Genomic DNA, 19,622 nt, shown 5'->3' on the forward strand with positions numbered 1-19,622 from the left:
CAGGACTCCTGTCCATGGCGCAAGCCCTAGCCCATCTGTGCGCATCTTCGATTTTTGACAAGACGGCGTCAATCCGGCAGATAACCGAGAATGTGCGCTAAATTTTTATGATGTCACCGTGGCGGGTGCAGGCAGCCTCGGCGGCCTCGACGAAAGTATCGGTAATCTGGTCGGGCTGGCGCAGCGTGGCCTGGTCCTCGCCGGGGAAGGCGATGGCGCGCATGCGGGTGGCGACGGCGCCGGGATCGATCAGGTTGACCTTCAAGGCGGTGATGTTGGCCACCTCGGCGGCCCAACTGAGCACCAATTGCTCCAGCGCCGCCTTGGTGGCGCCATAGCAGCCCCAATAGGGCAGGCCGGCATGGGCCGCGCCCGAGGTGACGAACAATGCCCGGCCGGCCGGCGCCAGGCGCAGCAGCGGGTCGAAGGCGCGGATCAGGCGGTAGTTGGCGGTGACGTTGACGTCGAAGGCTTCCTGGAAGTGCTTGGGCTTCTGGTGGCCGACCGGTCCCAGCCCGCCGCCGATGTCGCCGGCGATGCCGGCCAGGATATCGACGCGGCCGAAGCGCTGGAACAAGGCGGCCCCGACCTGATCGATGGAATCGAACTGGCGCAGATCCAGCGGGCACAATACCGCCTTGCCGCCGGCATCGGCGATTTCGTCGTCCAGCTCTTCCAGCGCTCCTTGCGTGCGGGCGATGCACACCACCTCGGCGCCCTCGGCGGCGAAGCGCTTGGCCACCGCCCGGCCGATCCCGCGCGAGGCGCCGGTGACGACCGCGACCCGGCCGGCCAGACGACCACTCATTTCTTGGGGTCCGTCAGCAGCGACAATTGCTTCGATTCGGTCAGTCCGTCCATGTAATCGGTGGGGATGACCGGATAGTCGCCGGTGAAGCAGGCATCGCAGAATTGCGGGCTGTGGGAGTTGCGGCCCGGCTCGCCGACGGCGCGATACAGGCCGTCGATCGAGATGAAGGCCAAGGAATCGACGCCGATCAGGTCGGCCATGCCCTGGACGTCGTAGCGCGACGCCAGCAGCTTGTCGCGCTCGGGCGTGTCGATGCCGAAATAGCAGGAATGGGTGGTCGGCGGCGACGAGATGCGCATATGGACCTCGGTGGCGCCGGCCTGGCGGACCATCTCGACGATCTTGCGGCTGGTGGTGCCGCGCACGATGGAATCATCGACCAGAATGACGCGCTTGCCCTGGATGGTGGCCTTGTTGGGGTTGTGCTTCATCTTGACGCCGACATGACGGGTCTGGTCGGTCGGCTGGATGAAGGTCCGGCCCACATAATGGTTGCGGATGATGCCCAGGTCGAACGGCAGCTTGGCTTCGGCGGCGAAGCCCAGGGCGGCCGGAACGCCGGAATCGGGCACCGGCACCACGACGTCGGCATCGACGAAGCTTTCGCGCGCCAGTTCGGCGCCGATGCGCTTCCTGGCATCATAGACGCTGGTGCCCTCGACGATCGAATCGGGGCGGGCGAAATAGATGTACTCGAAGATGCAGAAGCGACGCTTGGTGTCGCCGAACGGCTTGACCGAACGCACGCCGGCATCGGTGATGATCACCACCTCGCCGGCCTCGATGTCGCGGACGAATTCGGCGCCGATGATGTCCAGCGCGCAGGTTTCGGACGCCAGGCACCAGGCGCCGTCCAGCTTGCCCAGCACCAGCGGGCGGATGCCCTGGGGGTCGCGCATGCCCATCAGACCCTCGCCGGTCAGGCAGACCAGCGAATAGGCGCCGTCGATCTGGCGCAGCGCGTCGATGACGCGGTCCTCGACCGGGCCATGCAGGCTGATGGCGATCAGGTGGATGATGACTTCGGTGTCGGTGGTGCTTTGGAACAGGCAGCCGCGCTTGACCAGCGAGCGCCTGAGCGCCTGGGCGTTGGTCAGGTTGCCGTTGTGGCCCAGCGCCAGGCCGCCGAACTCCATTTCGGCGAACAAGGGCTGGACGTTTCTCAGCAAGGTCTCGCCGGTGGTGGAATAGCGGACATGGCCGACCGCCTTGGCGCCCTTCAGCTTCCGAATGACGTTCTCGGAGCCGAAGCAATCCTCGACATGGCCGAGGTCGCGATGGTTGTGGAACTTGTCGCCGTCCAGCGAGACGATGCCGGCCGCTTCCTGTCCGCGATGTTGCAGCGCGTGCAGGCCTAGCGCCGTCAGGGCCGCGGCCTCGGGGTGGCCGTAAATGCCGAACACCCCGCATTCCTCGCGCAGATGGTCATCGTCATAAGGATTGGTGGTGAACATGCCCGTTCTCGCCGCTCGCATCACTGGTTTGATTGGATCAGCCGGTCCAACTGGCTCCGGCTTTCCTTGTCGTATCCCGACCCTGACTTGTCCCCCGTCTTCTTTCCGTCGGCGCTGGGCGCCGAAGGCTGGGGGGCTACGTATTTGCGGAAAGTTTCTTCCGCCTGCTTCAGGTCCTTGGCGTCCTTGGCGCTTTCGCGCGCCTTGGCCTCGGCGGCGCCGAACCCTTCCGGGGCCAGGCCGCGCAACAGGTCGGAACCGCGTTCCAGCCATGGTTGGGTCTTGGCCCGGGCCAGCCAGTCCGGCGGCTCTTCGGTGACCATCACCATTCCCATATAGGCAAGGCTGACCAGGACCGCACCCCGGACCAGGCCGAAAACGAATCCCAGCGACGAATCGACGCTGTTCAACGCCGATCGGCGCACGCGGTCGGCCACCATCTTGGTGACCACCGACAAGATCAGCAAGGTGACCAGGAATAGCGTGGCGCCGGCGGCGATGTCGGCGACCAGGGCGCTGCCGATCTGGGCGCGAAACAGCGGCTGAACGTGGGCGAATCCGTAAAGGGCGGCAAAGGCGGCGCCGACCCAGGCGGTGATGGCCAGCACTTCGTGGACGAAGCCGCGCATGAAGGCGAACCCGGCCGAGCCCAACAGCACGACGGCCACGACGATGTCGACGGCGGTGACGGGAAGGTTGCCCATGAAAGCGCGGTTCTCGTGTCCTTAAGTGGCCGGGCTTACTTGCCGGGGCGGAACAGCCCCAGCAGGTCCTGCAGGTGTCCGATCGGCCGCACGGTCAGCACGTTGCCGCCCGGTTGGCCTTTTCCTTTTCGTGGGCTGGCCGGCACCAACGCCTGCGCAAACCCCAGCTTGGCCGCCTCTTTCAGGCGGATGTCCCCCTGGGCGACGGCGCGAATCTCGCCCGACAGGCCGATTTCGCCGAACACCGCCATGTCGGCCGGCACCGGCACATCGGTCGCCGAAGACACCAGGGCCGCCGCGACCGCAAGGTCCGCCGCCGGCTCGGTGATGCGCAGTCCACCTGCGACGTTCAAATAAACGTCATTGCCCGACAAAGCAAGCCCGCAACGGGCGTCAAGCACCGCCAGGATCATCGACAGCCGGCCGGAATCCCAGCCGACCACGGCGCGCCGGGGCGAGGACAGGGTGCTGGGCGCCACCAGGGCCTGGATTTCCACCAGCATCGGCCGGGTTCCCTCGATGCCGGCGAACACGCAAGAGCCCGACACGTTTCCGCGCCGTTCGGCCAGGAACAGCGCCGACGGGTTCAAGACCTCGGCCAGGCCGGCATCGGTCATCTCGAACACGCCGATCTCGTCGGTGGCGCCGAAGCGGTTCTTGACCGCCCGCAGGATGCGGAACTGGTGGCCGCGATCGCCTTCGAAATAAAGGACGGTATCGACCATGTGTTCCAGCACGCGCGGGCCGGCGATGGTGCCTTCCTTGGTGACGTGGCCGACCAGGAACAGCACGAAGCCCCGACGCTTGGCCAGGCGGATCAGTTCGTGGGCGCAGGTGCGCACCTGGGTCACCGTGCCCGGGGCCGAATCGACATTGTCGGCATACATGGTCTGGATCGAATCGATCACCACCACTTTGGCGCCATCGGGCTGGTCCAGGCTGGCGACGATGTCGCGCAGATTGGTGGCCGACGCCAGGGCGACATTGGCCTTGGCCAGGCCCAGCCGTCCTGCCCGCAGGCGCACCTGATCGACCGCCTCTTCGCCCGAGATATAGGCGACGGGGACCGTGGCACCCAGCAGGGCGGCGGCCTGGGTCAGCAGGGTCGATTTGCCGATGCCGGGATCGCCGCCGACCAGCAGGGCCGACCCGGGCACCAGCCCGCCGCCGCAGACGCGGTCCAGCTCGCCGATGGTGGTGATCAGGCGCGGCAGCGGCTTGGCGATTCCTTCCAGGCCGACGAACTCGATCTTCTTGCCGGGCTTGCCGCCCAGGCCCTTGGGAGCCTCTTCGCGCCGGGCTTCCTCGACGATCGAGTTCCAGGCGCCGCAGGCTTCGCACTTGCCGACCCACCGCGAGGTGACGGCGCCGCAATCCTGGCAGACGAAGCGGGGAGCGGATTTGGACATGCCGGGAAACAATCCGCGCTGTGATCGATCAATGGGGCGAGGCGTAACCGATCGCCGCCGGAAAATCAATGTCGGCCTGCGACTCCACTGCTAGGGCAACAGGATGCAGAAGGTGGCGCCGTCGGTGTTGCCGTTCTCCAGCCAGATGCGGCCGTCATGGTTCTCGACCACGCGCTTGCAGATGGACAGGCCGATACCGGTGCCGGGGAAGGTGTCGCGCGTGTGCAGCCGGCGGAACACCTCGAAAATGTAGTCGCGGTATTGCGGGTCGATGCCGATGCCGTTGTCGGCTACGCGCAACAGCCACCCGTCCTCGACCCGTTCGGCCGACACGGTCACCCGAGGGGGGCGGTCGTCCCGGCTGAACTTCAAGGCGTTGGCCAGCAGATTGTGGAACAGTTGGTACAACTGGCCGGGATCGGCTTGCAGGACAGGCAGCGGTCCCACGACGATTTCGGCGTGCTTTTGCTCGATCAGGGCGGCAAGGCCGGCGACGATTTCGCCGACGATCCGGTTGCAATCGACGGTGCCGACCGCCATTCGCCGCCTTTCGCAGGCGCCGTAATCCAAGAGGTCGGTGATCAGGCTGGACATGTGGCGGGCGCCCTGGATCAGGAACCCCAGCAATTCCCGTCCCTCGTCGCCCAGTCGGTCGGCGTAGCCTTTGTCCAGCATCTGCGAGAAGCTGACGATCGAGCGGATCGGCTCTTTCAGGTCGTGGGCGGCGACATAGGCGAAGCGTTCGATCTCGACCATCGCCCGCGACAGCTTCTCGACCGTCTCGCGCAGTTCCATTTCGGCTCGCACCCGCTCGCGATTCTCGGCGGCCAGTTGCTGATTGCGGGCGTTGAGGTCGAGGACCAGCAGTTTCAAGCGGTCGGCCATGTCGTCGAAGGCCCAGCGCACCGCATCCAGTTCATCGCCATGGGCGGGACGGTCATCCAGGCCGACCGGGGTCATCTGGTGGTCGTTGCTGAGGTGGGGCACCAGCCCCTGAACCCGTCGATCCAATTCCTCGATCCGGACCGTCACCAACTGGCGGAACACCCAATAGATGAACAGGACCACGCAGAAGGTCTTGATGCTGTTGCTGAACAGGATCGTCACGCCCTGCCAGACCAGGGTCCCGTAAACCTCGTCCAGTCCGGCGGCGATCTCCATGGTGGCGATCTGGCGGTCATCGCCCTTCACCTTGTAGACCAGCGGGTAGGTGCGGATGATCTGGCGGGTGGAATGGCCGGATTGCGCCGTCCACCGGGTGCCGTGGTCGGTGGCGGTCACGGTGACCCGCTCGATGTTGGGCAGGTGGGCCAGGGAATCCAGCGAAAGCTGAATTTGCGCGTCGTCGAAGCTCCACACCTGGGCGGCGATGGGCGGGAACAGGATCGACATCCTTTCCAGCAGCGTCTCGACCTGATCGCGCTGGACCCGGTAATCCATGAACAACTGGATCCCGGTGATGACCAGGGTGATCGCCGAGCTGAACGTCACCAGCAGCAAGATCAGCTTCTTGCCCAGCTTGCTGATCCGGTTGGTGGACCTTAGCAGCACGATCATCGGCGGCGATCCATCACGGTTTCGCCGGCAGCGGCAGATCGGGTCCGAGATAGCGGGCGTAGCGGGCACGGATGGCCGCGCGGGTCCCGTCGGCCTCGATCGCGGCGGCGGCGGCATGAAGACGGGCCAGGATGTCCGGGCTGGTGTTGCGGCTGGCCATCACACAGAAGGGAAAACGTTGAACCGGGATGCTTTTGACCGCGTCCTGGCCGACGCCCTTGGCCTCGAGAAGGTAATAGGCGGCGGATTCGAAGCTGGCCCAGGCCTCGACGCGGCCGTGCAGCAGCATGTCGGCCACCTGTCCGTTCTCGCTGGCGAATTGAATGTCGGTGAAGCCCAACTCGGCCAGGTGGGTCTTCAAGGTATAGCCGAGGAAAGCCCCGATGACCGTGTCGCGCGGCAAATCCTCGAGCCGGGAGTATCGCGTCGCCTTCTTCATCAGCAGCGCATGGGTGACGGTCTCGAAACAGAACGGCCAATGGGCTTCGTAGCGCGCCACCGTCTCGGCGGTCTTGGTGGCCATGATCAAAAGGTTGGTGGACTCGCGAAGCATCACCACCGCGCGCATCACCGGGACCTCTTCGACGGCGACGGCAAACCCGGCCCGGCGCACCACCGCCTCGATCATGTCGTAGGCGTAGCCGGTATGACGGCCATCGGCGACATAGCCGAATGGCGGATAGGGATAGACCCCGATGGTGACGGTCGCCGTCTCGGCGGCGCTTGCCGCGCCGAGCCACAGGCCGACCAGACCCGCCGCAATGACCCGGACCCCCGCGCGCCACCCGACAAAAGTCATGGCAAAACCTCCCCACAGGTTTCCTGCAGCTTCACCCATGACGGTGCGTCTGTCCAGATTTCACGCTCGCTCGGGCTCGATCAGGATGCGGAATTCGCCGCCGGCAGCAAGACGACGATCGCGGTCCCGACCGTTCGCGTCGGGTCGGCGCTGATATGGCCGCCATGGGTCTCGACGATGCGTCGGCAGATCGACAGCCCCAGCCCGGCCCCGGGATATTCCCCCGGCCCGTGCAGGCGACGGAACACGTCGAAGATGCCGGCGACATAAAGGGGATCGATGCCGATCCCGTTGTCCGAGATGGTGACGCGGACGAAATCGCCGGCCGGGCAGGAATCGACGGAGATCTCGGGGGGGACGCCCGGGCGACGGAACTTGATGGAATTGTCCAACAGGTGGCGGAACATCTCGGCCAATTGCTGGCGATGGCCCGATACCAGGGGAAGGGGGGCGGACCGGATGATGGTGCCCGTTTGCTCGATCACCTCTTTCAAGGCCTGCTGGGCGTCGGCCAGCGGTTCGTTCAGGGCGACCGGCTGAAAGGCCTCTTTCGGTTGGCCGGCACGGGCATAGTCGTAAAGGCCGGTCACCTGATCTTGCATGCGGCTCGCCGCCGCCTTCAGATAGGCCAGGTACTCGGCGACGTCGGGCGGCAACGGCCCGGTCAGGGCCATGGTCCGTTCCAGCAATTGCGAGAAACTGATGATCGACCGGATCGGTTCGCGCAGATCGTGCGAGGCGACGAAGGTGAAGCGTTCCAGCTCGGCCTTGGCCTGCATCAGCTTTTCCATGGTGATCTCGGCCGAGCGTTGCGCCACCTTGATGTCGGTGATGTCTTCCTGAGACACGATCACCCGGTCGTAACGGTCGCGGTGGGCCGGCGGAACATGCCAGCGGATCACGATGTCGCGGATGTCGCCTTCCAGGGTGCGGACTTCGCTGGTGGCGGTCACGTCGCCCTCGCCCAGCCATATGGCCACCAGTTGTTGGCGGAAGGCGTCGAACGAGGCCGGCGTGAAGATGGTCGGCAGCCGGTCGCACAGATCGGCTGCGTCGCTCGCGCGGTGCATCGTCACGGTGGCATCGTTGACGGCGATGATGCGGACCTTGGCGGCGCAGTCGCGGACGAATTGCGGGTGCTGGTCCAGATAGGTCGAAATGTCGGTGATGTCGTGGCTGACCGCTTCGATCGCCTGGCGCACCGCCGAGAAATCCTCTTCCCACAGCGACACCGGCGATCTGGCGAACAGCTCGCGATAGCGTTCCTCGTTGACGGCGACGCTGCTGATGGCGTCGGCCAGTTGGCCTTGCATCCGGTTCAGGCTTTGGCCCAGCGCGGTCAATTCGTCGGGCTGCGGCGCCGGGCCAAGGTCCAGCGGCGGCGCCTGGCTGGGTCCCAGCCGACCCAGGCGCTCGGCCTGAGCGGCGATGAGTTCCAGGCGAGCGGTCACGGTGCGGTGGACCAGCAGGTACAACAGCACGGCCAGCGCGGCCAGCAAGACGGCATTGCCGGCAACCGCGCTGACGAGGTGGTGCAGCGCCTGGTCACGCAACACCCCCAGATCGGCGGTAAGGGTCAAGCTGCCCAGATCGACATTCTTGTCGCCATAGGGCCGGGTCAGGGCGAACGAACGGGTCAGGGGGGTTTGGGCCGGGGCGCCCCGTTCGACCAGGATGGCGCCATCGCTGCCCCGCACCGCCGCGTGGGCGAAGGCCGGCAGGCGGACGATGCCATCCAGCAGGGTTCCGATCCGGTCGCGGTCGTCCAGCCAGGCATTTTCGACCACGCTGGGCAGATAGGTGGTCTCGATCCGATCCAGCGCCTCGACCAACTGGCTGACGGCCTGACGATAATCGTTGGCCAGCTGCAAAGACGACACCGCAAGGCTGAGGACGATTCCGACGATGGCCAGGCGGGTGATGAGGTGTCGGGCAACGGCGCCTGTCTTGAAGGGCTGCGCGGTCATTTTCGTGGGCTCACCGTCGGCGCCAGCGGTCCCAGCACCCGCTCGCTCAGGCGGGCGTAACGGCCATCGGCCTTCATGGCCTTCAAGGCCTGGTCGAACTTGCCGACCAACCCGGCATGGCGCTTGTGCAGGTAAAGGTACATCGGGACCGACACCAGGGGCGGCTCGTGGATACGCAAGGCGATTCCCAACTGGCGGGCATGCCACAACACCTGCCAGCGTTCGTGCAAGATCACCTCGGCTCGGCCGGCACGAACAAGGTTCAGCAATTGGGCGGAATCCTTGGTCTGGGTCAGTTCTCGCACTTTGGGGACGTTGTGGTCGAAGATCTGCCAGCCCAGGATATAGGCCACCGAGAACGTGCCCAGGTCGCCCCAGGCACGGATCGCCACCGGCGCGTCGATGGCCGAGGCGGCGACGAAATCGTTGAAGAAGATCGGCTCGGGGACGCGGATCAGGTTGGGGTACTCGATCTCGAGGCCGGCGATGCGGGCCGCCAGCCCGTCGTCGGTGCCGTCGTTCGCCAAGGCCAGTGCCCGGGCCGCCGCCGGGTTGAACAGGACCTGGCCATCAAGCCCGGCGCTTCGAAACAGCTCGGCCAGCAATTGGTTGGTGAACCCGGTTTGCTCGGCATTGGTCCACGGTTCGCGCATGCCCGAAGACAGCGTCAACCGCTCGGCGGCCTGGGCCATGCCGGCGGCGACAACAAGAAGGCAGACCAACAGAAAGCGCACCATGCAAGTCCCCCGGCGGAGGTCGACGCACAATTATAATACTAAAGGTATTGATTGGCGAGAGGGGGCGGCCCTAGGCCCGCAATTCCATTTTGATCGGGCCTTCGGCCCGTCCATGGATGAACTGGTCGACGAACTCGTTGCCGGAATGGTCGACGTCCTTGGCCGGGCCGACCCAGATCAGACGGCCCTTGTACAGCATGGCGATGCGGTCGGCGATCTTGCGGGCCGAGGCCATGTCGTGGGTGATCGACAGCGCCGTGGCGCCCAGTTCCTTGGTGCACTTGACGATCAAATCGTTGATGACGTCGGCCATGATCGGGTCCAGGCCGGTGGTCGGTTCATCGAAGAAGATGATGTCCGGCGACGCCGCGATGGCCCGGGCCAGCGCCACGCGCTTTTGCATGCCGCCCGACAATTCGGCCGGAAACAGCTCGCCGGTGGATTCGGCCAGGCCGACCTGGGCCAGCTTTTCGATGGCGACGGCGCGCGCGCCGACGCGGTCCATGCCGCGTCCCTGGATCAGGCCGAAGGCGACGTTTTCCCACACCTTCAAGGAATCGAACAAGGCGGCGCCCTGGAACAGCATGCCGAACTTCAGCATCATGCGGTCGCGGTCCTTGGCCCGCATGCCGATGACTTCCTCGCCATCGACCTTGATCGAGCCCTTTTCCGGCCGAAGGATGCCCAGGATCGATTTCAGCAGCACCGACTTGCCGGTGCCCGAACCGCCGATCACCACCACCGATTCGCCCCGGGCGATCGACAGATCGACCCCGTCCAGCACGACCTTGGGGCCAAACGACTTGTGGACGTTCTTGATGTCGATCATGGGGTGCGCGCTCATGGTCATTTCCCGAAATACAGCGCGGTGATGATGTAATTGCAGATCAGGATCATGATCGCCGCCGACACCACCGAGTTGGTGGTCGCGGCACCCACGCCCTGGGCGCCGCCCTTGGAATAATATCCGTGATAGCAGCCCATCAGCGAGATCAGGAAGCCGAACACCGCCGCCTTGGTCAGGCCCGAGATGACGTCCAACGGTTCCAGGAATTCCCAGGTGCGGGCCAGATAGGTGGCGGGATTGAAGCCCAGCTTGTAGATGCCGACGATATAGCCGCCGAACACGCCGATGATGTCGGCCACCAGCACCAGGAACGGCACCATCAACAGGCCGGCCAGCAGGCGGGGGGCGACCAGATACTTGAACGGATTGGTCGACAAAGTGGTCAGCGCGTCGATCTGCTCGGTGACGCGCATGGTGCCGATCTCGGCGGCCATCGAGGCGCCGATGCGGCCCGCCACCATCAGGCCGGCCAGCACCGGGGCCAGTTCGCGGGTGACCGACAGCACGACCACGGTGGCGACCGCGCCCTCGGCGGCGAAGCGCGAGAAGCCGGAATAGGATTGCAGCGCCAGCACCATGCCGGTGAACACCGCCGTCAGTCCGACCACCGGCAGCGAGTAATAGCCGATCTCGACCATCGAGCGCAGCAGCAGGCGCGGATAGAAGGGCGGGCGCACCACATGCGAGACGGCGGTGCCGGTGAAGGCGGACAGGCGGCCGACATGGGCCAGGAAGCCTAGGAAGGTCCGGCCGATGGTCGCGACGAAATCCATCAGGCGTCGTCCCCTACATAGGTGCGGTGATAGCGCCGGCCCAGCGCGGTCAGGACTTCATAGCCGATGGTGCCGGCCTCGGCGGCCAGCTCGTCGGCGGGATGGGACGCGCCGATCAGTTCGATCAGGGCGCCGGGGCGCGCCAATTCGGGCGCGACGGCCGAGACGTCGAAGGTGGTCAGATCCATCGAAATTCGCCCCACGACCGGCACGCGTACCCCCCCGATCATCCCGAAACCACGATTGCCCAGCGAGCGGAACAATCCGTCGGCATAGCCCGCCGCGACGACCGCGACCTTGGTTTTGCCGGTGAAACGATGGGTGGCACCATAGCCAACGGTCTGGGGGGAGTCAACGTCGCGAACCTGCAGAATCCGGGCCTCGAGGCGCACCACGTCGGTCAGCGGATTGGGCTGTCCCGGCACCGGGTTCAGGCCGTAAAGCGCCGCCCCCGGGCGAACCAGGTCGAAGTGGTAATCGGGCCCCAGGAACACCGTCGATGACGCCGCCAGCGACAGCCGGGCGGCCAGGCCCAGGCGCCGGGTCGCATCGGTGAACAGCTTTAACTGCTCGCGGTTCTTGGGATGTTCGGGCTCGTCGGCGCAGGCCATGTGGCTCATGACCAAAGTGGTCCGGATGCCGCCCAGCATGGCCGGGTTGTCGGCCAGGTCGGCGATTGCGGCCTGGTCCAGCCCCAGCCGGCTCATGCCGGTGTCGAGATGCAGCACCGCTTCCAGTTCCTGCTCGCTGGCCCGGGCCAGGCCGACCCACTGGCCGACCTGTTCCAGGCTGTTGAGCACCGGGATCAGGTCATGGGCCGCCATGTCGGCGGCGGTGCCCGGCAGCGGTCCGCCCAGCGCCAGGATGCGGGAATCGGGCAGATCCGCGCGCAGGTCGATGCCCTCGTCGATGGTGGCGACGAAGAAGGTGCGGCACCCGGCGGCTTCCAGCGCGCGGGCCACCGGTCCGGCCCCCAGGCCATAGGCGTCGGCCTTGACCACGGCCGCCGCCTCGGCGCCCGGGGCGCGGGCGGCGATGGCGCGCCAATTGGCGACGATGGCGTCCAGATCGACGGTCAGCAAGGCGGGGGCGCGGTCGTGGGAGGTCATTTAGGTGCGCCGTCCGTACCTTCCAGTCGATCGTCGTCGCGCGGGATGGAGCGGCTGCCCGACCGTTGTAGGATCGCCTTGGCCTGGCCGGGAACGGCACGTTCGCCACGGGCGGTGAAATAGCGTTCGGCCTCGGCTTGGGCTCCGACCCTGGCGGCCAGCGCCGACGAGATGTATTGGTTCAGGCTGACGCCGACCTCGGCGGCCTGGGCCGCCGCCCGATCCTTCAGGTCCTCGGGAAGTCGCAGCGGAAAATTGCCGGTGCTCATGTCCTGATCCTCCGCAACACAGATCCTGGGCGTTCCGCGGTAATGCCGAACCGGCGGGCCGCCTCGCCGATATGCCGAAGATTGAAGGTGGCGATCGCGTCGGCCTGACCGTTGATCGCCGTTTCAATCACCAACTCGTCATCGGCGTCGGCTCCCGAGGGCCGCCAGCGATAATCGAAGGCGACCGGGATACAGATCGCCGCCAATTCATCCAAGACCGCCAGCACCTCGACCACGCCAATGCCGAATTTTTCAAGATTGGCGGGACGGCACAACACGGATTCGTACTCGACCATCAACGGCGTCGAAAGCAGCGGGCGGAAACGGCCGTCCAAGGCGGCGAGCAGCAATTGGCGCGATGCGCCGAAGGGGCTGTCGAAGGCCGCGACCATGACGTCGGTGTCGATGACCAAGCGAATCATTATGATATCATATGAGACGTCACTATTCGCAGTCAACCACCGGCCCGTCTTGGCGATCAGTATTCCGGCGCCTCGAAATGGTCGTCGGTGATCAGGTTGCCAAACTTGGTGAACTCGCCCAGGAACGACAGGCGCACGGTGCCGACCGGGCCGTGGCGCTGCTTGGCGATGATCACTTCCGCCGTGTTGTAGACCTGCTCGCAGCGTTCCTGCCATTTGGCGTAACGCTCGTTGAACTTGTCCTCGGCCTCTTCCGGCCGCCGCGCCGGCTCGGCGCGTTCCAGGTAATATTGCTCGCGGAACACGAACATGACCACGTCGGCGTCCTGCTCGATCGAGCCGGATTCACGCAGGTCGGCCAATTGCGGGCGCTTGTCCTCGCGCTGCTCGACGGCGCGCGACAACTGCGACAGGGCGATCACCGGCACGTCCAGCTCCTTGGCCAGGGCCTTCAGGCCGCGGGTGATTTCCGACACTTCCTGGACGCGGTTCTGATCGGAACTGCCGCCGGTGCCGCGCAGCAATTGCAGATAGTCGACCACGATCAGGCCCAGGCCGTGCTGGCGCTTCAGGCGCCTGGCCCGGGTGCGGACGGCGGAAATCGACAGGGCCGGGGTGTCGTCGATATGCAAGGGCAGGCGGCTCAGCTCTTGCGCTGCGACCACCAGGCGCTCGAACTCGTCGTTGCTCATCTCGCCCTGGCGGATCTTGTGGCTCGAGATTTCCGCCTGCTCGGCCAGGATACGGGTGGCCAGCTGCTCGGACGACATTTCCAGCGAGAAGAAGGCGACCACGGCGCCATCCACGCCCTTCTTGTGGCCCAGGGCGTCGATTTCCTCGCGGTAGGCCTTGGCGGCGTTGAAGGCGATGTTGGTGGCCAGCGAGGTCTTGCCCATCGACGGGCGCCCGGCCAGGATCAGCAGGTCCGACGCATGCAGGCCGCCCAGCTTCTTGTCCATGTCGATCAGGCCGGTCGGCACCCCCGACAGCTTGCCCTGGCGCTGGTGGGCCGCTTCGGCCTGACGCACCGCCTCGACCAGGACGGTGCCGAAGGTCTCGAAGCCGCCCTCGGTCTGGCCGGTGGTGGCCAATTCGTACAATTGCGCCTCGGCCCGGCCGATCTGGTCCATGGCCGGATCGTCGATCTGCGGCTCGAAGGCGCGGTTGACCAGTTCCTCGCCCAGGGCGATCAGCTCGCGCCTGAGATGCAGGTCGTGGACCAGCTTGCCGTAATCCTCGGCATTGATGATCGACACCACCGCGTTGGCCAACTGGGCCAGATAGGGGGTGCCGCCGATCTCGGCCAGGCCGCCGTCATTCTCGAAGAAGGTCTTCAAGGTCACCGGGTTGGCGATCTGGCCGCGCTCGACCAGCTTGCCGCAGGCGGCGAAGATGCGCCCGTGCGCCGGCTCGGCGAAATGCTCGGGCCGCAGGAATTCCGACACTTTCTCGAAGGCGCGGTTGTTCAGCAAGATGGCGCCCAACAGCGCCTGCTCCGCCTCGTAATTATGGGGCGGAGTACGAAAGGGCACGCCTTCGCCAGTGGGCGCGCCGGAGCCGAACGGGATGACGGATGACATGGCCGGCAGCGTAGCAAGCGCCTGTGGTCGTTTCCAGCGAAAAGGCCAAGGACAAGCCTCTATTGAAAAAGTATGGTGCGTATCCCAGCTGTGGGGCGGAGGCAGTCGTTGCGGGAGGTGCAGATGCACCCTTACCTGATCATGATGATTGCCGTCTTCCTGGCGTTGACCTCTTCGGCCCGGGCCGATATCGCCATCGGAGCGGGCGGCACCTCTTTGTCGCTGACCGGCCGGGTCGGCGCCGAGGATCATTGCCACGCCGCCTTGGCTCTGCGCGCCAATCCCGCCGTCACCCTGGTCCGGATCGATTCGGCCGGCGGCAACGCCTGGGCCGGCGCGCAACTGGCCCGGCTGTTCGCCCGCGCCGGCCTGGCGGTCGAGGTGCCGCGCGGCGCGCGGGCCCTGTCCGCCGCCGGAGTGGCGGCGCTGGGCGGCGCCCGGCTGACACTTGGCGGCGTTCTTGGGCTGCATGGCCCCTACAGCCAGGCTTCGTCGACTGCCGGGCTGGGCGAGGCCCGCGCCGAGATGCGTGCCGTCTTGCTGGAATCGGGTCTTCGTGCCGGCCAGGTCGATCTTGCCCTGGCGCAGCCGCGCGACCGGCTGCTGATCCTGGGGCCAGCCGATCTGGCCGATCGGCGCCGCCATCACCGCGTCGATCGGGCGGCGGTGGCACGCATCGCCGATGCCTGCGACAGCCTGTTCGCGCTGATGGGGCGGCCGTCAGCCGGCCGGCAGGGACATGCGGAAACAGGCGCCGCCGTCGGGCAGGTTGGCCACCTCAAGGGTGCCGGCATGGTCGCGGACAATGCCGTAGCTGATCCATAGGCCCAGGCCGGTGCCCTGGCCGACCGGTTTGGTGGTGAAGAACGGGTCGAACACCTTGCCGATATCGACGGCATCGATGCCGGGGCCGTTGTCGGCCACTTCCACCGCCACCTGCGGGCCGGCGGCGACGGCGCGGATGGCGACCCTGGGGTCGGCCTGGCCGGCCACCGCGTCCAGGGCGTTTTCGACCAGATTGACCAGCACCTGGTGCAACTGGCCGGCATGGCCCAGGGCCTTCAGGTCGGGCGGCAGGTCCAGGCTGATGGACGGCGGCTGCTTGCGGCCCTTGGCCACCCATTGGACGGCGTTTTCCACCAGTTCGGCCAGAGCGACCGGCTCGGGGTCGCCGGACGCCGAAAAGGACAGCCGTTTCAGCGATTTGACGATGTCGGCGACCCGCTGCGCCCCTTCCTGGGTGCCGGCGATCAGCGGCGGCAGGTCGGCCATCAGGCCGTCGATGCGCAAGGATTGGCGCAAGGCTTCGCGCCTGTCGGCATCGGCGCCGGCATGGATGGCGGCCAGATAGGCCTCCAGCCGGTCGCGGTACTTGGTCAAAGCGTGGACATTGCCGACGATGAAGCTGATGGGATTGTTGAGCTCGTGGGCGACGCCGGCAATCAGGCGACCCAGCGAGGCCATCTTTTCCTGCTGCACCAATTGCGCCTGCGCCCGCTTCAGGGCCTCATAGGCGCGGCGCAGCTCGCCCACCGGGCGCCCGGTCAGGACGGTGCCGGCCGGCAGGCCGCGATGGTCCAGCAGGGTGGCGCAGGTCAGGGCGACCGGCTCGGTGGTGCCGCCGTCCCTGTGTCGGAAGCGCACCTCGCGGTCGCCGCCGGTTCCGGCTTCCAGCCAGTGGCACAAGGGGCCGACATCCTCGCCCAGGAACTCGGCCATCGGCCGGCCTTTCAGGTCGATCTCGGCGATGTCGGTCAGTTTCAGGAAGGCCAGGTTGACCTGCTGGATGTGGCCCTTGGAATCGCACACCACCAGGATGTCCGACACCGACGACAGGACCGAGGTGATGAATCGCTGGGCTTCTTCCAGCGCGGTGTTCTTCTCTTCCAGCTCGATTTCATAGGAGATCAGGTCGGAATAGACCTCCTCCATCTTGCGGATCACCTCGATCCAGGCGGCTTCCTGGGCCTGGGCGATGTCGGTATCGGCCAGGCCGGCGAAGGACAGCGCCGAGGGCGGGCGGGGTTCGGTGGACGACGCCATCAGGGCCGCCGTTCCAGCCCGTAGCGGGCCATCTTGGCGCGCAGACCGACGCGGGACAGGCCCAGCTCGTCGGCGACGCGGCTGATATTGCCGCCATGGCGGGCCAGAGCCTCGGCCAGGATTTCCGCTTCCAGCGCCTCGACCCGGTCCTTCAGGGTCAGGGGCTCGTGACCATCGATGGCGGCGGGGCGGGCATGGGCCTGCAGGCGCGGGCTCAAGAGCTCCGGCCCCATGGTCGCATTTTCCGACAGCGCCACCATGCGCTGGATTTCGTTCATCATCTCGCGCACGTTGCCCGGCCAGTCATAGCCGGTCAGCCGGCGCTCGGCCTCGGGCGAGAAGCCGCTGATCGCCTTGCCGAAGGCCTTGGCGGTATCGGCCAGGATGCGCCCGGCCAGCACCGGAATGTCCATCGGCCGCTCGCGCAGGGACGGGATGTGGATGGGGAAGGCGGCCAGGCGATAATAAAGGTCGCGGCGGAAGGTCTGGTCCGCGACCTCCATTTCCAGGTTGCGGTTGGTGGCGGCGATGACGCGGACATCGACCTTGCGGGTCAGCCGCGCACCCAGCGGCCTGATCTCGCCTTCCTGCAGCACGCGCAACAACTTCACCTGGAAGGCCGGCGAGGTCTCGCCGATCTCGTCCAGGAAGATGGTGCCGCCGTCGGCCTGCTCGAACAGGCCGATCCGGTCCTCGTAGGCGCCGGTGAAGGCGCCCTTCTTGCAGCCGAACAGTTCGGATTCCAGCAACTGGTCGGGCAGGGCGCCGCAATTTTCCACCACGAACGGCCGGTTGCCGCGCGGCGAGTTGTAATGGATGGCGCGCGCCAGCAATTCCTTGCCGGTGCCGGATTCGCCGGTGATCAGCACCGAGATGTCGAAAGCGGCGACACGCGCGCCCAGGTCCAGGATGCCGGCCATGGGCGATCCCGGCGCGTGGGTGATGCGGTCGAAATGGTGGGCGCGCTTCAGGGCGCGGGTTTTCTTGGCCACCACCTCTTCCAGCATGGCCGGCGCCACCTTGAGATCCAGCGAGGCCTGGGCATTGGCGTTTTGCAGCTCGCGCAGGCGCAGCGCCTGGCGCACGGTGCCGACCAGTTCGTCGGGGTCCCACGGCTTGGTGATGTACTGGTAGATGCCGGCCTCGTTGATGCCGGCGATGATGTCTTCCGACGAGGTATAGCCCGAGATGATCATCCGCACCGGATCGGGCCAGCGGTCGCGCACATTCTTCAGGAAATCGACGCCCTGCATGCCGGGCATTCGTTGGTCGCACAAGATGGCGTGCACCAGCTCGCTGTCCAGCACGCCGCAGGCCTCGTCGGCGTTCGAGGCGGTCAGCACCACGAACTCGTCGGCCAGGACGCGCTTCAACGCTTCCTGCGACTGGCGCTCGTCATCGATGACGAGAATGATCGGCAGCTTGGTCAAAAGCCTGTCCACCGTCTGTAAGGTTGCTTTCCACCCGGCGCATTGTGGAAGCGAACGGGCAAAGGAATCAAGAACCGTTCATCGACGGTTTAAGACGGCCGCAAACCGTTGTTACATCGCCGTGGTATGACCACTATCAATATTGCAAATCGAGTTGGGGCCAACCGATGACTCATGTCACTCAGCTTCACCATCGCCGGCTGGCGCATATGGCCCGATCCGGGGCTTCCGATGACCGCCGCCAGTTTCGCCGTTACGAAGGGGCGGGATTGATCGCCAATATCGATCAGGAATTGCTCGAGGTCGATGACATCTCGGTTTCCGGCCTCCGGGTTCCGGGCGAACGCCTGCCGCGCGGGCGGACCGTCCAGGTCCAGCTGATCCCGCGTGAGGGCTCGAAGCTGGCGCTGAACCATGCCGTCAACACCCTTGCCGAGGTGGTCGGCGTCGGAAACGGGCACACCCGGCTGCATTTCGTATCCTTGCAATTCAGCCTGGCCAAGCTGGTGATCCGCCATATCGCCACCCGGACCGGGGTTCAGCCCTTCATGGTGAAGTAACCCATTTTCCCAATGGGCAGGGCGCGCTTTTTGGGCGATGCTGTGGTGGTATCGCAACAAAGGGGTGTCCGATGCGCATGTTGACCGGTGCGCTTGTCTTGTGGGCAGGCGCGGCGCTGGCGGCCGATCCGGTTGGCCAGATCAAATCGTTGGAAGGCAGTGCGAGCGTGATCCGCGCCGGGGCCGAACAGGCCTTGGCCGGCGGCGAGGCATTGCAGGCCGACGACGTGCTGGTGACCAAGGCGGGCTCTACCCTGGGGATCGTCTTTCGCGACGACACCACCCTGGCCATGGGGCCGTCCAGCCGTTTGGTGATCGACCGCCTGCTGTTCCAGCCGGCCGCCAGCCAGTTGGATCTGGGCTTGAGTTTCGACAAGGGCACCTTCTCGGTGCAGTCGGGGCAGATCGCCAAGCTGGCGCCGGAACGGACCAACTTCCGGACGCCGACGGCCAGCCTGGCCATTCGCGGCACCTCGTTCCTGGTCAAGGTCGACGGCAATGAATAGGACGCGGAACGCGGCCGCCGCCGCCTTGATGACGCTGCTGTCGGCCTGCGCCAGCGGCGACCGTGTGGTGCTGCTGGCCGATCCCGATGGCAAGGTCGGCAAGGTCGAAGTCAGTTCGGCCCAGGGCAGCCAGGTGCTGAACCAGGCCGGAACCGGGACGGTGGTCCAGGCCGGCAAGGCGCCGTCCGCCCCCGAGGCGGTGCCGGCCGACACCATCACCAAATTGTGGGGCGACGCCCTGCGGGCGATGCCGGACCGGCCGGTGACCTTCCAGCTTTACTTCAAGACCGGCACCGCCGAACTGACGCCCGAGGGTCTGGCCGAACTGCCCAAGGTTCGCGCCCTGGCCGCCAGCCGTCCGCATGTGGTGCTGCTGATCGCCGGCCACGCCGACGCGGTCGGCTCGGACGAGGTCAATATCCGCATCTCGCGCGAGCGGGCGGAATCGGTGCGCGCCCTGCTGGTCAAGGACGGCATCACCGCCCGGGCGGTCGAGGTGTCGTCGCACGGCAAGCGCAACCCGCTGGTGCCCACCGCCGACGGCGTGGCCGAACCCCGCAACCGCCGGGTCACCGTCACCGTGCAGTGACCGCTGCGTAACGAAAAAGCCCCCCTTCGGTGACGAAGGGGGGCTTCTCGTTGGGC

20 protein-coding genes are annotated in these 19,622 nt (G+C 66.2%); 4 read left to right on the top strand and 16 right to left on the bottom strand.

Annotated features, from left to right (window positions below; all coding sequences use genetic code 11):
* Positions 1–97: 97 nt before the first annotated feature.
* The 14 genes from MTBLM5_RS00555 to MTBLM5_RS00620 all read right to left on the bottom strand — a co-directional run bounded on the left by MTBLM5_RS00555 (position 98) and on the right by MTBLM5_RS00620 (position 14,438).
* The gene (locus MTBLM5_RS00555) at positions 98–808 is read right to left on the bottom strand and encodes an SDR family NAD(P)-dependent oxidoreductase (RefSeq protein ID WP_173973862.1); all 711 of its coding nucleotides are present in this window, start codon (positions 806–808) and stop codon (positions 98–100) included.
* Positions 805–2,265, bottom strand: a complete 1,461-nt coding sequence (gene purF, locus MTBLM5_RS00560) for an amidophosphoribosyltransferase (RefSeq protein WP_173973863.1) — start codon at positions 2,263–2,265, stop codon at positions 805–807. The genes MTBLM5_RS00555 and purF overlap by 4 nt, the downstream gene beginning before the upstream one ends.
* 20 nt (positions 2,266–2,285) lie before the next feature.
* Positions 2,286–2,969 (bottom strand): CvpA family protein, encoded by a 684-nt coding sequence (locus tag MTBLM5_RS00565; RefSeq protein ID WP_173973864.1) that lies wholly within the window; start codon positions 2,967–2,969, stop codon positions 2,286–2,288.
* Positions 2,970–3,004: 35 nt separating this feature from the next.
* Entirely contained in the window at positions 3,005–4,378 is a 1,374-nt protein-coding gene (radA, locus tag MTBLM5_RS00570; RefSeq protein ID WP_173973865.1) for a DNA repair protein RadA, read from the bottom strand.
* Positions 4,379–4,468: 90 nt separating this feature from the next.
* The gene (locus MTBLM5_RS00575; RefSeq protein WP_173973866.1) at positions 4,469–5,935 is read right to left on the bottom strand and encodes an ATP-binding protein; all 1,467 of its coding nucleotides are present in this window, start codon (positions 5,933–5,935) and stop codon (positions 4,469–4,471) included.
* Positions 5,936–5,948: 13 nt separating this feature from the next.
* Entirely contained in the window at positions 5,949–6,734 is a 786-nt protein-coding gene (locus MTBLM5_RS00580; protein WP_173973867.1) for an ABC transporter substrate-binding protein, read from the bottom strand.
* A gap of 80 nt (positions 6,735–6,814) precedes the next feature.
* A complete protein-coding gene (locus MTBLM5_RS00585; protein WP_173973868.1) occupies positions 6,815–8,701 on the bottom strand; it encodes an ATP-binding protein in 1,887 nt (628 codons plus the stop codon).
* Complete coding sequence (locus tag MTBLM5_RS00590) at positions 8,698–9,438, bottom strand: ABC transporter substrate-binding protein (protein ID WP_173973869.1); 741 nt, start codon at positions 9,436–9,438, stop codon at positions 8,698–8,700. The genes MTBLM5_RS00585 and MTBLM5_RS00590 overlap by 4 nt, the downstream gene beginning before the upstream one ends.
* 70 nt (positions 9,439–9,508) lie before the next feature.
* Positions 9,509–10,282: an ABC transporter ATP-binding protein gene (locus MTBLM5_RS00595; RefSeq protein ID WP_173973870.1), complete on the bottom strand. Its 774-nt coding sequence runs from the start codon at positions 10,280–10,282 to the stop codon at positions 9,509–9,511.
* A 2-nt stretch (positions 10,283–10,284) separates the two neighbouring features.
* Positions 10,285–11,058 carry an ABC transporter permease gene (locus tag MTBLM5_RS00600; protein ID WP_068501311.1) on the bottom strand — a complete coding sequence of 258 codons (774 nt, stop codon included), beginning with the start codon at positions 11,056–11,058 and terminating at the stop codon, positions 10,285–10,287.
* Entirely contained in the window at positions 11,058–12,167 is a 1,110-nt protein-coding gene (alr, locus tag MTBLM5_RS00605; protein WP_173973871.1) for an alanine racemase, read from the bottom strand. Before alr ends, MTBLM5_RS00600 begins: the two co-directional genes overlap by 1 nt.
* Entirely contained in the window at positions 12,164–12,436 is a 273-nt protein-coding gene (locus MTBLM5_RS00610) for a toxin-antitoxin system HicB family antitoxin (RefSeq protein WP_173973872.1), read from the bottom strand. Before MTBLM5_RS00610 ends, alr begins: the two co-directional genes overlap by 4 nt.
* Positions 12,433–12,858 (bottom strand): putative toxin-antitoxin system toxin component, PIN family, encoded by a 426-nt coding sequence (locus MTBLM5_RS00615; RefSeq protein WP_254430856.1) that lies wholly within the window; start codon positions 12,856–12,858, stop codon positions 12,433–12,435. Before MTBLM5_RS00615 ends, MTBLM5_RS00610 begins: the two co-directional genes overlap by 4 nt.
* A gap of 56 nt (positions 12,859–12,914) precedes the next feature.
* Positions 12,915–14,438 (bottom strand): replicative DNA helicase, encoded by a 1,524-nt coding sequence (locus tag MTBLM5_RS00620; RefSeq protein ID WP_173973873.1) that lies wholly within the window; start codon positions 14,436–14,438, stop codon positions 12,915–12,917.
* A gap of 123 nt (positions 14,439–14,561) precedes the next feature.
* On the opposite strand from MTBLM5_RS00620, the gene MTBLM5_RS00625 reads away from it, so the two are divergent.
* A complete protein-coding gene (locus tag MTBLM5_RS00625; RefSeq protein WP_173973874.1) occupies positions 14,562–15,263 on the top strand; it encodes a hypothetical protein in 702 nt (233 codons plus the stop codon).
* Here MTBLM5_RS00625 and MTBLM5_RS00630 read toward each other — a convergent pair.
* Entirely contained in the window at positions 15,159–16,481 is a 1,323-nt protein-coding gene (locus MTBLM5_RS00630; RefSeq protein ID WP_173973875.1) for a sensor histidine kinase, read from the bottom strand. The two genes, MTBLM5_RS00625 and MTBLM5_RS00630, sit on opposite strands and share 105 nt — an antisense overlap.
* A complete protein-coding gene (locus MTBLM5_RS00635) occupies positions 16,481–17,911 on the bottom strand; it encodes a sigma-54 dependent transcriptional regulator (protein WP_173973876.1) in 1,431 nt (476 codons plus the stop codon). Before MTBLM5_RS00635 ends, MTBLM5_RS00630 begins: the two co-directional genes overlap by 1 nt.
* A 167-nt stretch (positions 17,912–18,078) precedes the next feature.
* Here MTBLM5_RS00635 and MTBLM5_RS00640 point away from each other — a divergent pair, with 167 nt between their 5' ends.
* From MTBLM5_RS00640 to MTBLM5_RS00650, 3 genes are all read left to right on the top strand, one after another.
* A complete protein-coding gene (locus MTBLM5_RS00640; RefSeq protein WP_173973877.1) occupies positions 18,079–18,471 on the top strand; it encodes a hypothetical protein in 393 nt (130 codons plus the stop codon).
* Positions 18,472–18,542: 71 nt separating this feature from the next.
* Positions 18,543–18,977, top strand: coding sequence for a FecR domain-containing protein (locus tag MTBLM5_RS00645; RefSeq protein ID WP_173973878.1), 435 nt, complete (start codon positions 18,543–18,545; stop codon positions 18,975–18,977).
* Entirely contained in the window at positions 18,970–19,566 is a 597-nt protein-coding gene (locus tag MTBLM5_RS00650) for an OmpA family protein (protein WP_173973879.1), read from the top strand. The genes MTBLM5_RS00645 and MTBLM5_RS00650 overlap by 8 nt, the downstream gene beginning before the upstream one ends.
* Positions 19,567–19,622: the final 56 nt, after the last annotated feature.

Source organism: Magnetospirillum sp. LM-5, from assembly GCF_902729445.1.
Lineage (GTDB): Bacteria > Pseudomonadota > Alphaproteobacteria > Rhodospirillales > Magnetospirillaceae > Magnetospirillum.

What these genes read in the sequence shown, in the direction of transcription:
- MTBLM5_RS00610 (WP_173973872.1), bottom strand. Translation starts at nt 12,436, where the DNA reads ATGAGCACCGGCAATTTTCCGCTGCGACTTCCCGAGGACCTGAAGGAT.
- alr (WP_173973871.1), bottom strand. Translation starts at nt 12,167, where the DNA reads ATGACCTCCCACGACCGCGCCCCCGCCTTGCTGACCGTCGATCTGGAC.
- MTBLM5_RS00585 (WP_173973868.1), bottom strand. Translation starts at nt 8,701, where the DNA reads ATGACCGCGCAGCCCTTCAAGACAGGCGCCGTTGCCCGACACCTCATC.
- MTBLM5_RS00580 (WP_173973867.1), bottom strand. Translation starts at nt 6,734, where the DNA reads ATGACTTTTGTCGGGTGGCGCGCGGGGGTCCGGGTCATTGCGGCGGGT.
- MTBLM5_RS00575 (WP_173973866.1), bottom strand. Translation starts at nt 5,935, where the DNA reads ATGATCGTGCTGCTAAGGTCCACCAACCGGATCAGCAAGCTGGGCAAG.
- MTBLM5_RS00630 (WP_173973875.1), bottom strand. Translation starts at nt 16,481, where the DNA reads ATGGCGTCGTCCACCGAACCCCGCCCGCCCTCGGCGCTGTCCTTCGCC.
- MTBLM5_RS00615 (WP_254430856.1), bottom strand. Translation starts at nt 12,858, where the DNA reads ATGATTCGCTTGGTCATCGACACCGACGTCATGGTCGCGGCCTTCGAC.
- radA (WP_173973865.1), bottom strand. Translation starts at nt 4,378, where the DNA reads ATGTCCAAATCCGCTCCCCGCTTCGTCTGCCAGGATTGCGGCGCCGTC.
- MTBLM5_RS00600 (WP_068501311.1), bottom strand. Translation starts at nt 11,058, where the DNA reads ATGGATTTCGTCGCGACCATCGGCCGGACCTTCCTAGGCTTCCTGGCC.
- MTBLM5_RS00565 (WP_173973864.1), bottom strand. Translation starts at nt 2,969, where the DNA reads ATGGGCAACCTTCCCGTCACCGCCGTCGACATCGTCGTGGCCGTCGTG.
- purF (WP_173973863.1), bottom strand. Translation starts at nt 2,265, where the DNA reads ATGTTCACCACCAATCCTTATGACGATGACCATCTGCGCGAGGAATGC.
- MTBLM5_RS00645 (WP_173973878.1), top strand. Translation starts at nt 18,543, where the DNA reads ATGCGCATGTTGACCGGTGCGCTTGTCTTGTGGGCAGGCGCGGCGCTG.
- MTBLM5_RS00625 (WP_173973874.1), top strand. Translation starts at nt 14,562, where the DNA reads ATGCACCCTTACCTGATCATGATGATTGCCGTCTTCCTGGCGTTGACC.
- MTBLM5_RS00620 (WP_173973873.1), bottom strand. Translation starts at nt 14,438, where the DNA reads ATGTCATCCGTCATCCCGTTCGGCTCCGGCGCGCCCACTGGCGAAGGC.
- MTBLM5_RS00595 (WP_173973870.1), bottom strand. Translation starts at nt 10,282, where the DNA reads ATGAGCGCGCACCCCATGATCGACATCAAGAACGTCCACAAGTCGTTT.
- MTBLM5_RS00590 (WP_173973869.1), bottom strand. Translation starts at nt 9,438, where the DNA reads ATGGTGCGCTTTCTGTTGGTCTGCCTTCTTGTTGTCGCCGCCGGCATG.
- MTBLM5_RS00650 (WP_173973879.1), top strand. Translation starts at nt 18,970, where the DNA reads ATGAATAGGACGCGGAACGCGGCCGCCGCCGCCTTGATGACGCTGCTG.
- MTBLM5_RS00640 (WP_173973877.1), top strand. Translation starts at nt 18,079, where the DNA reads ATGACTCATGTCACTCAGCTTCACCATCGCCGGCTGGCGCATATGGCC.
- MTBLM5_RS00555 (WP_173973862.1), bottom strand. Translation starts at nt 808, where the DNA reads ATGAGTGGTCGTCTGGCCGGCCGGGTCGCGGTCGTCACCGGCGCCTCG.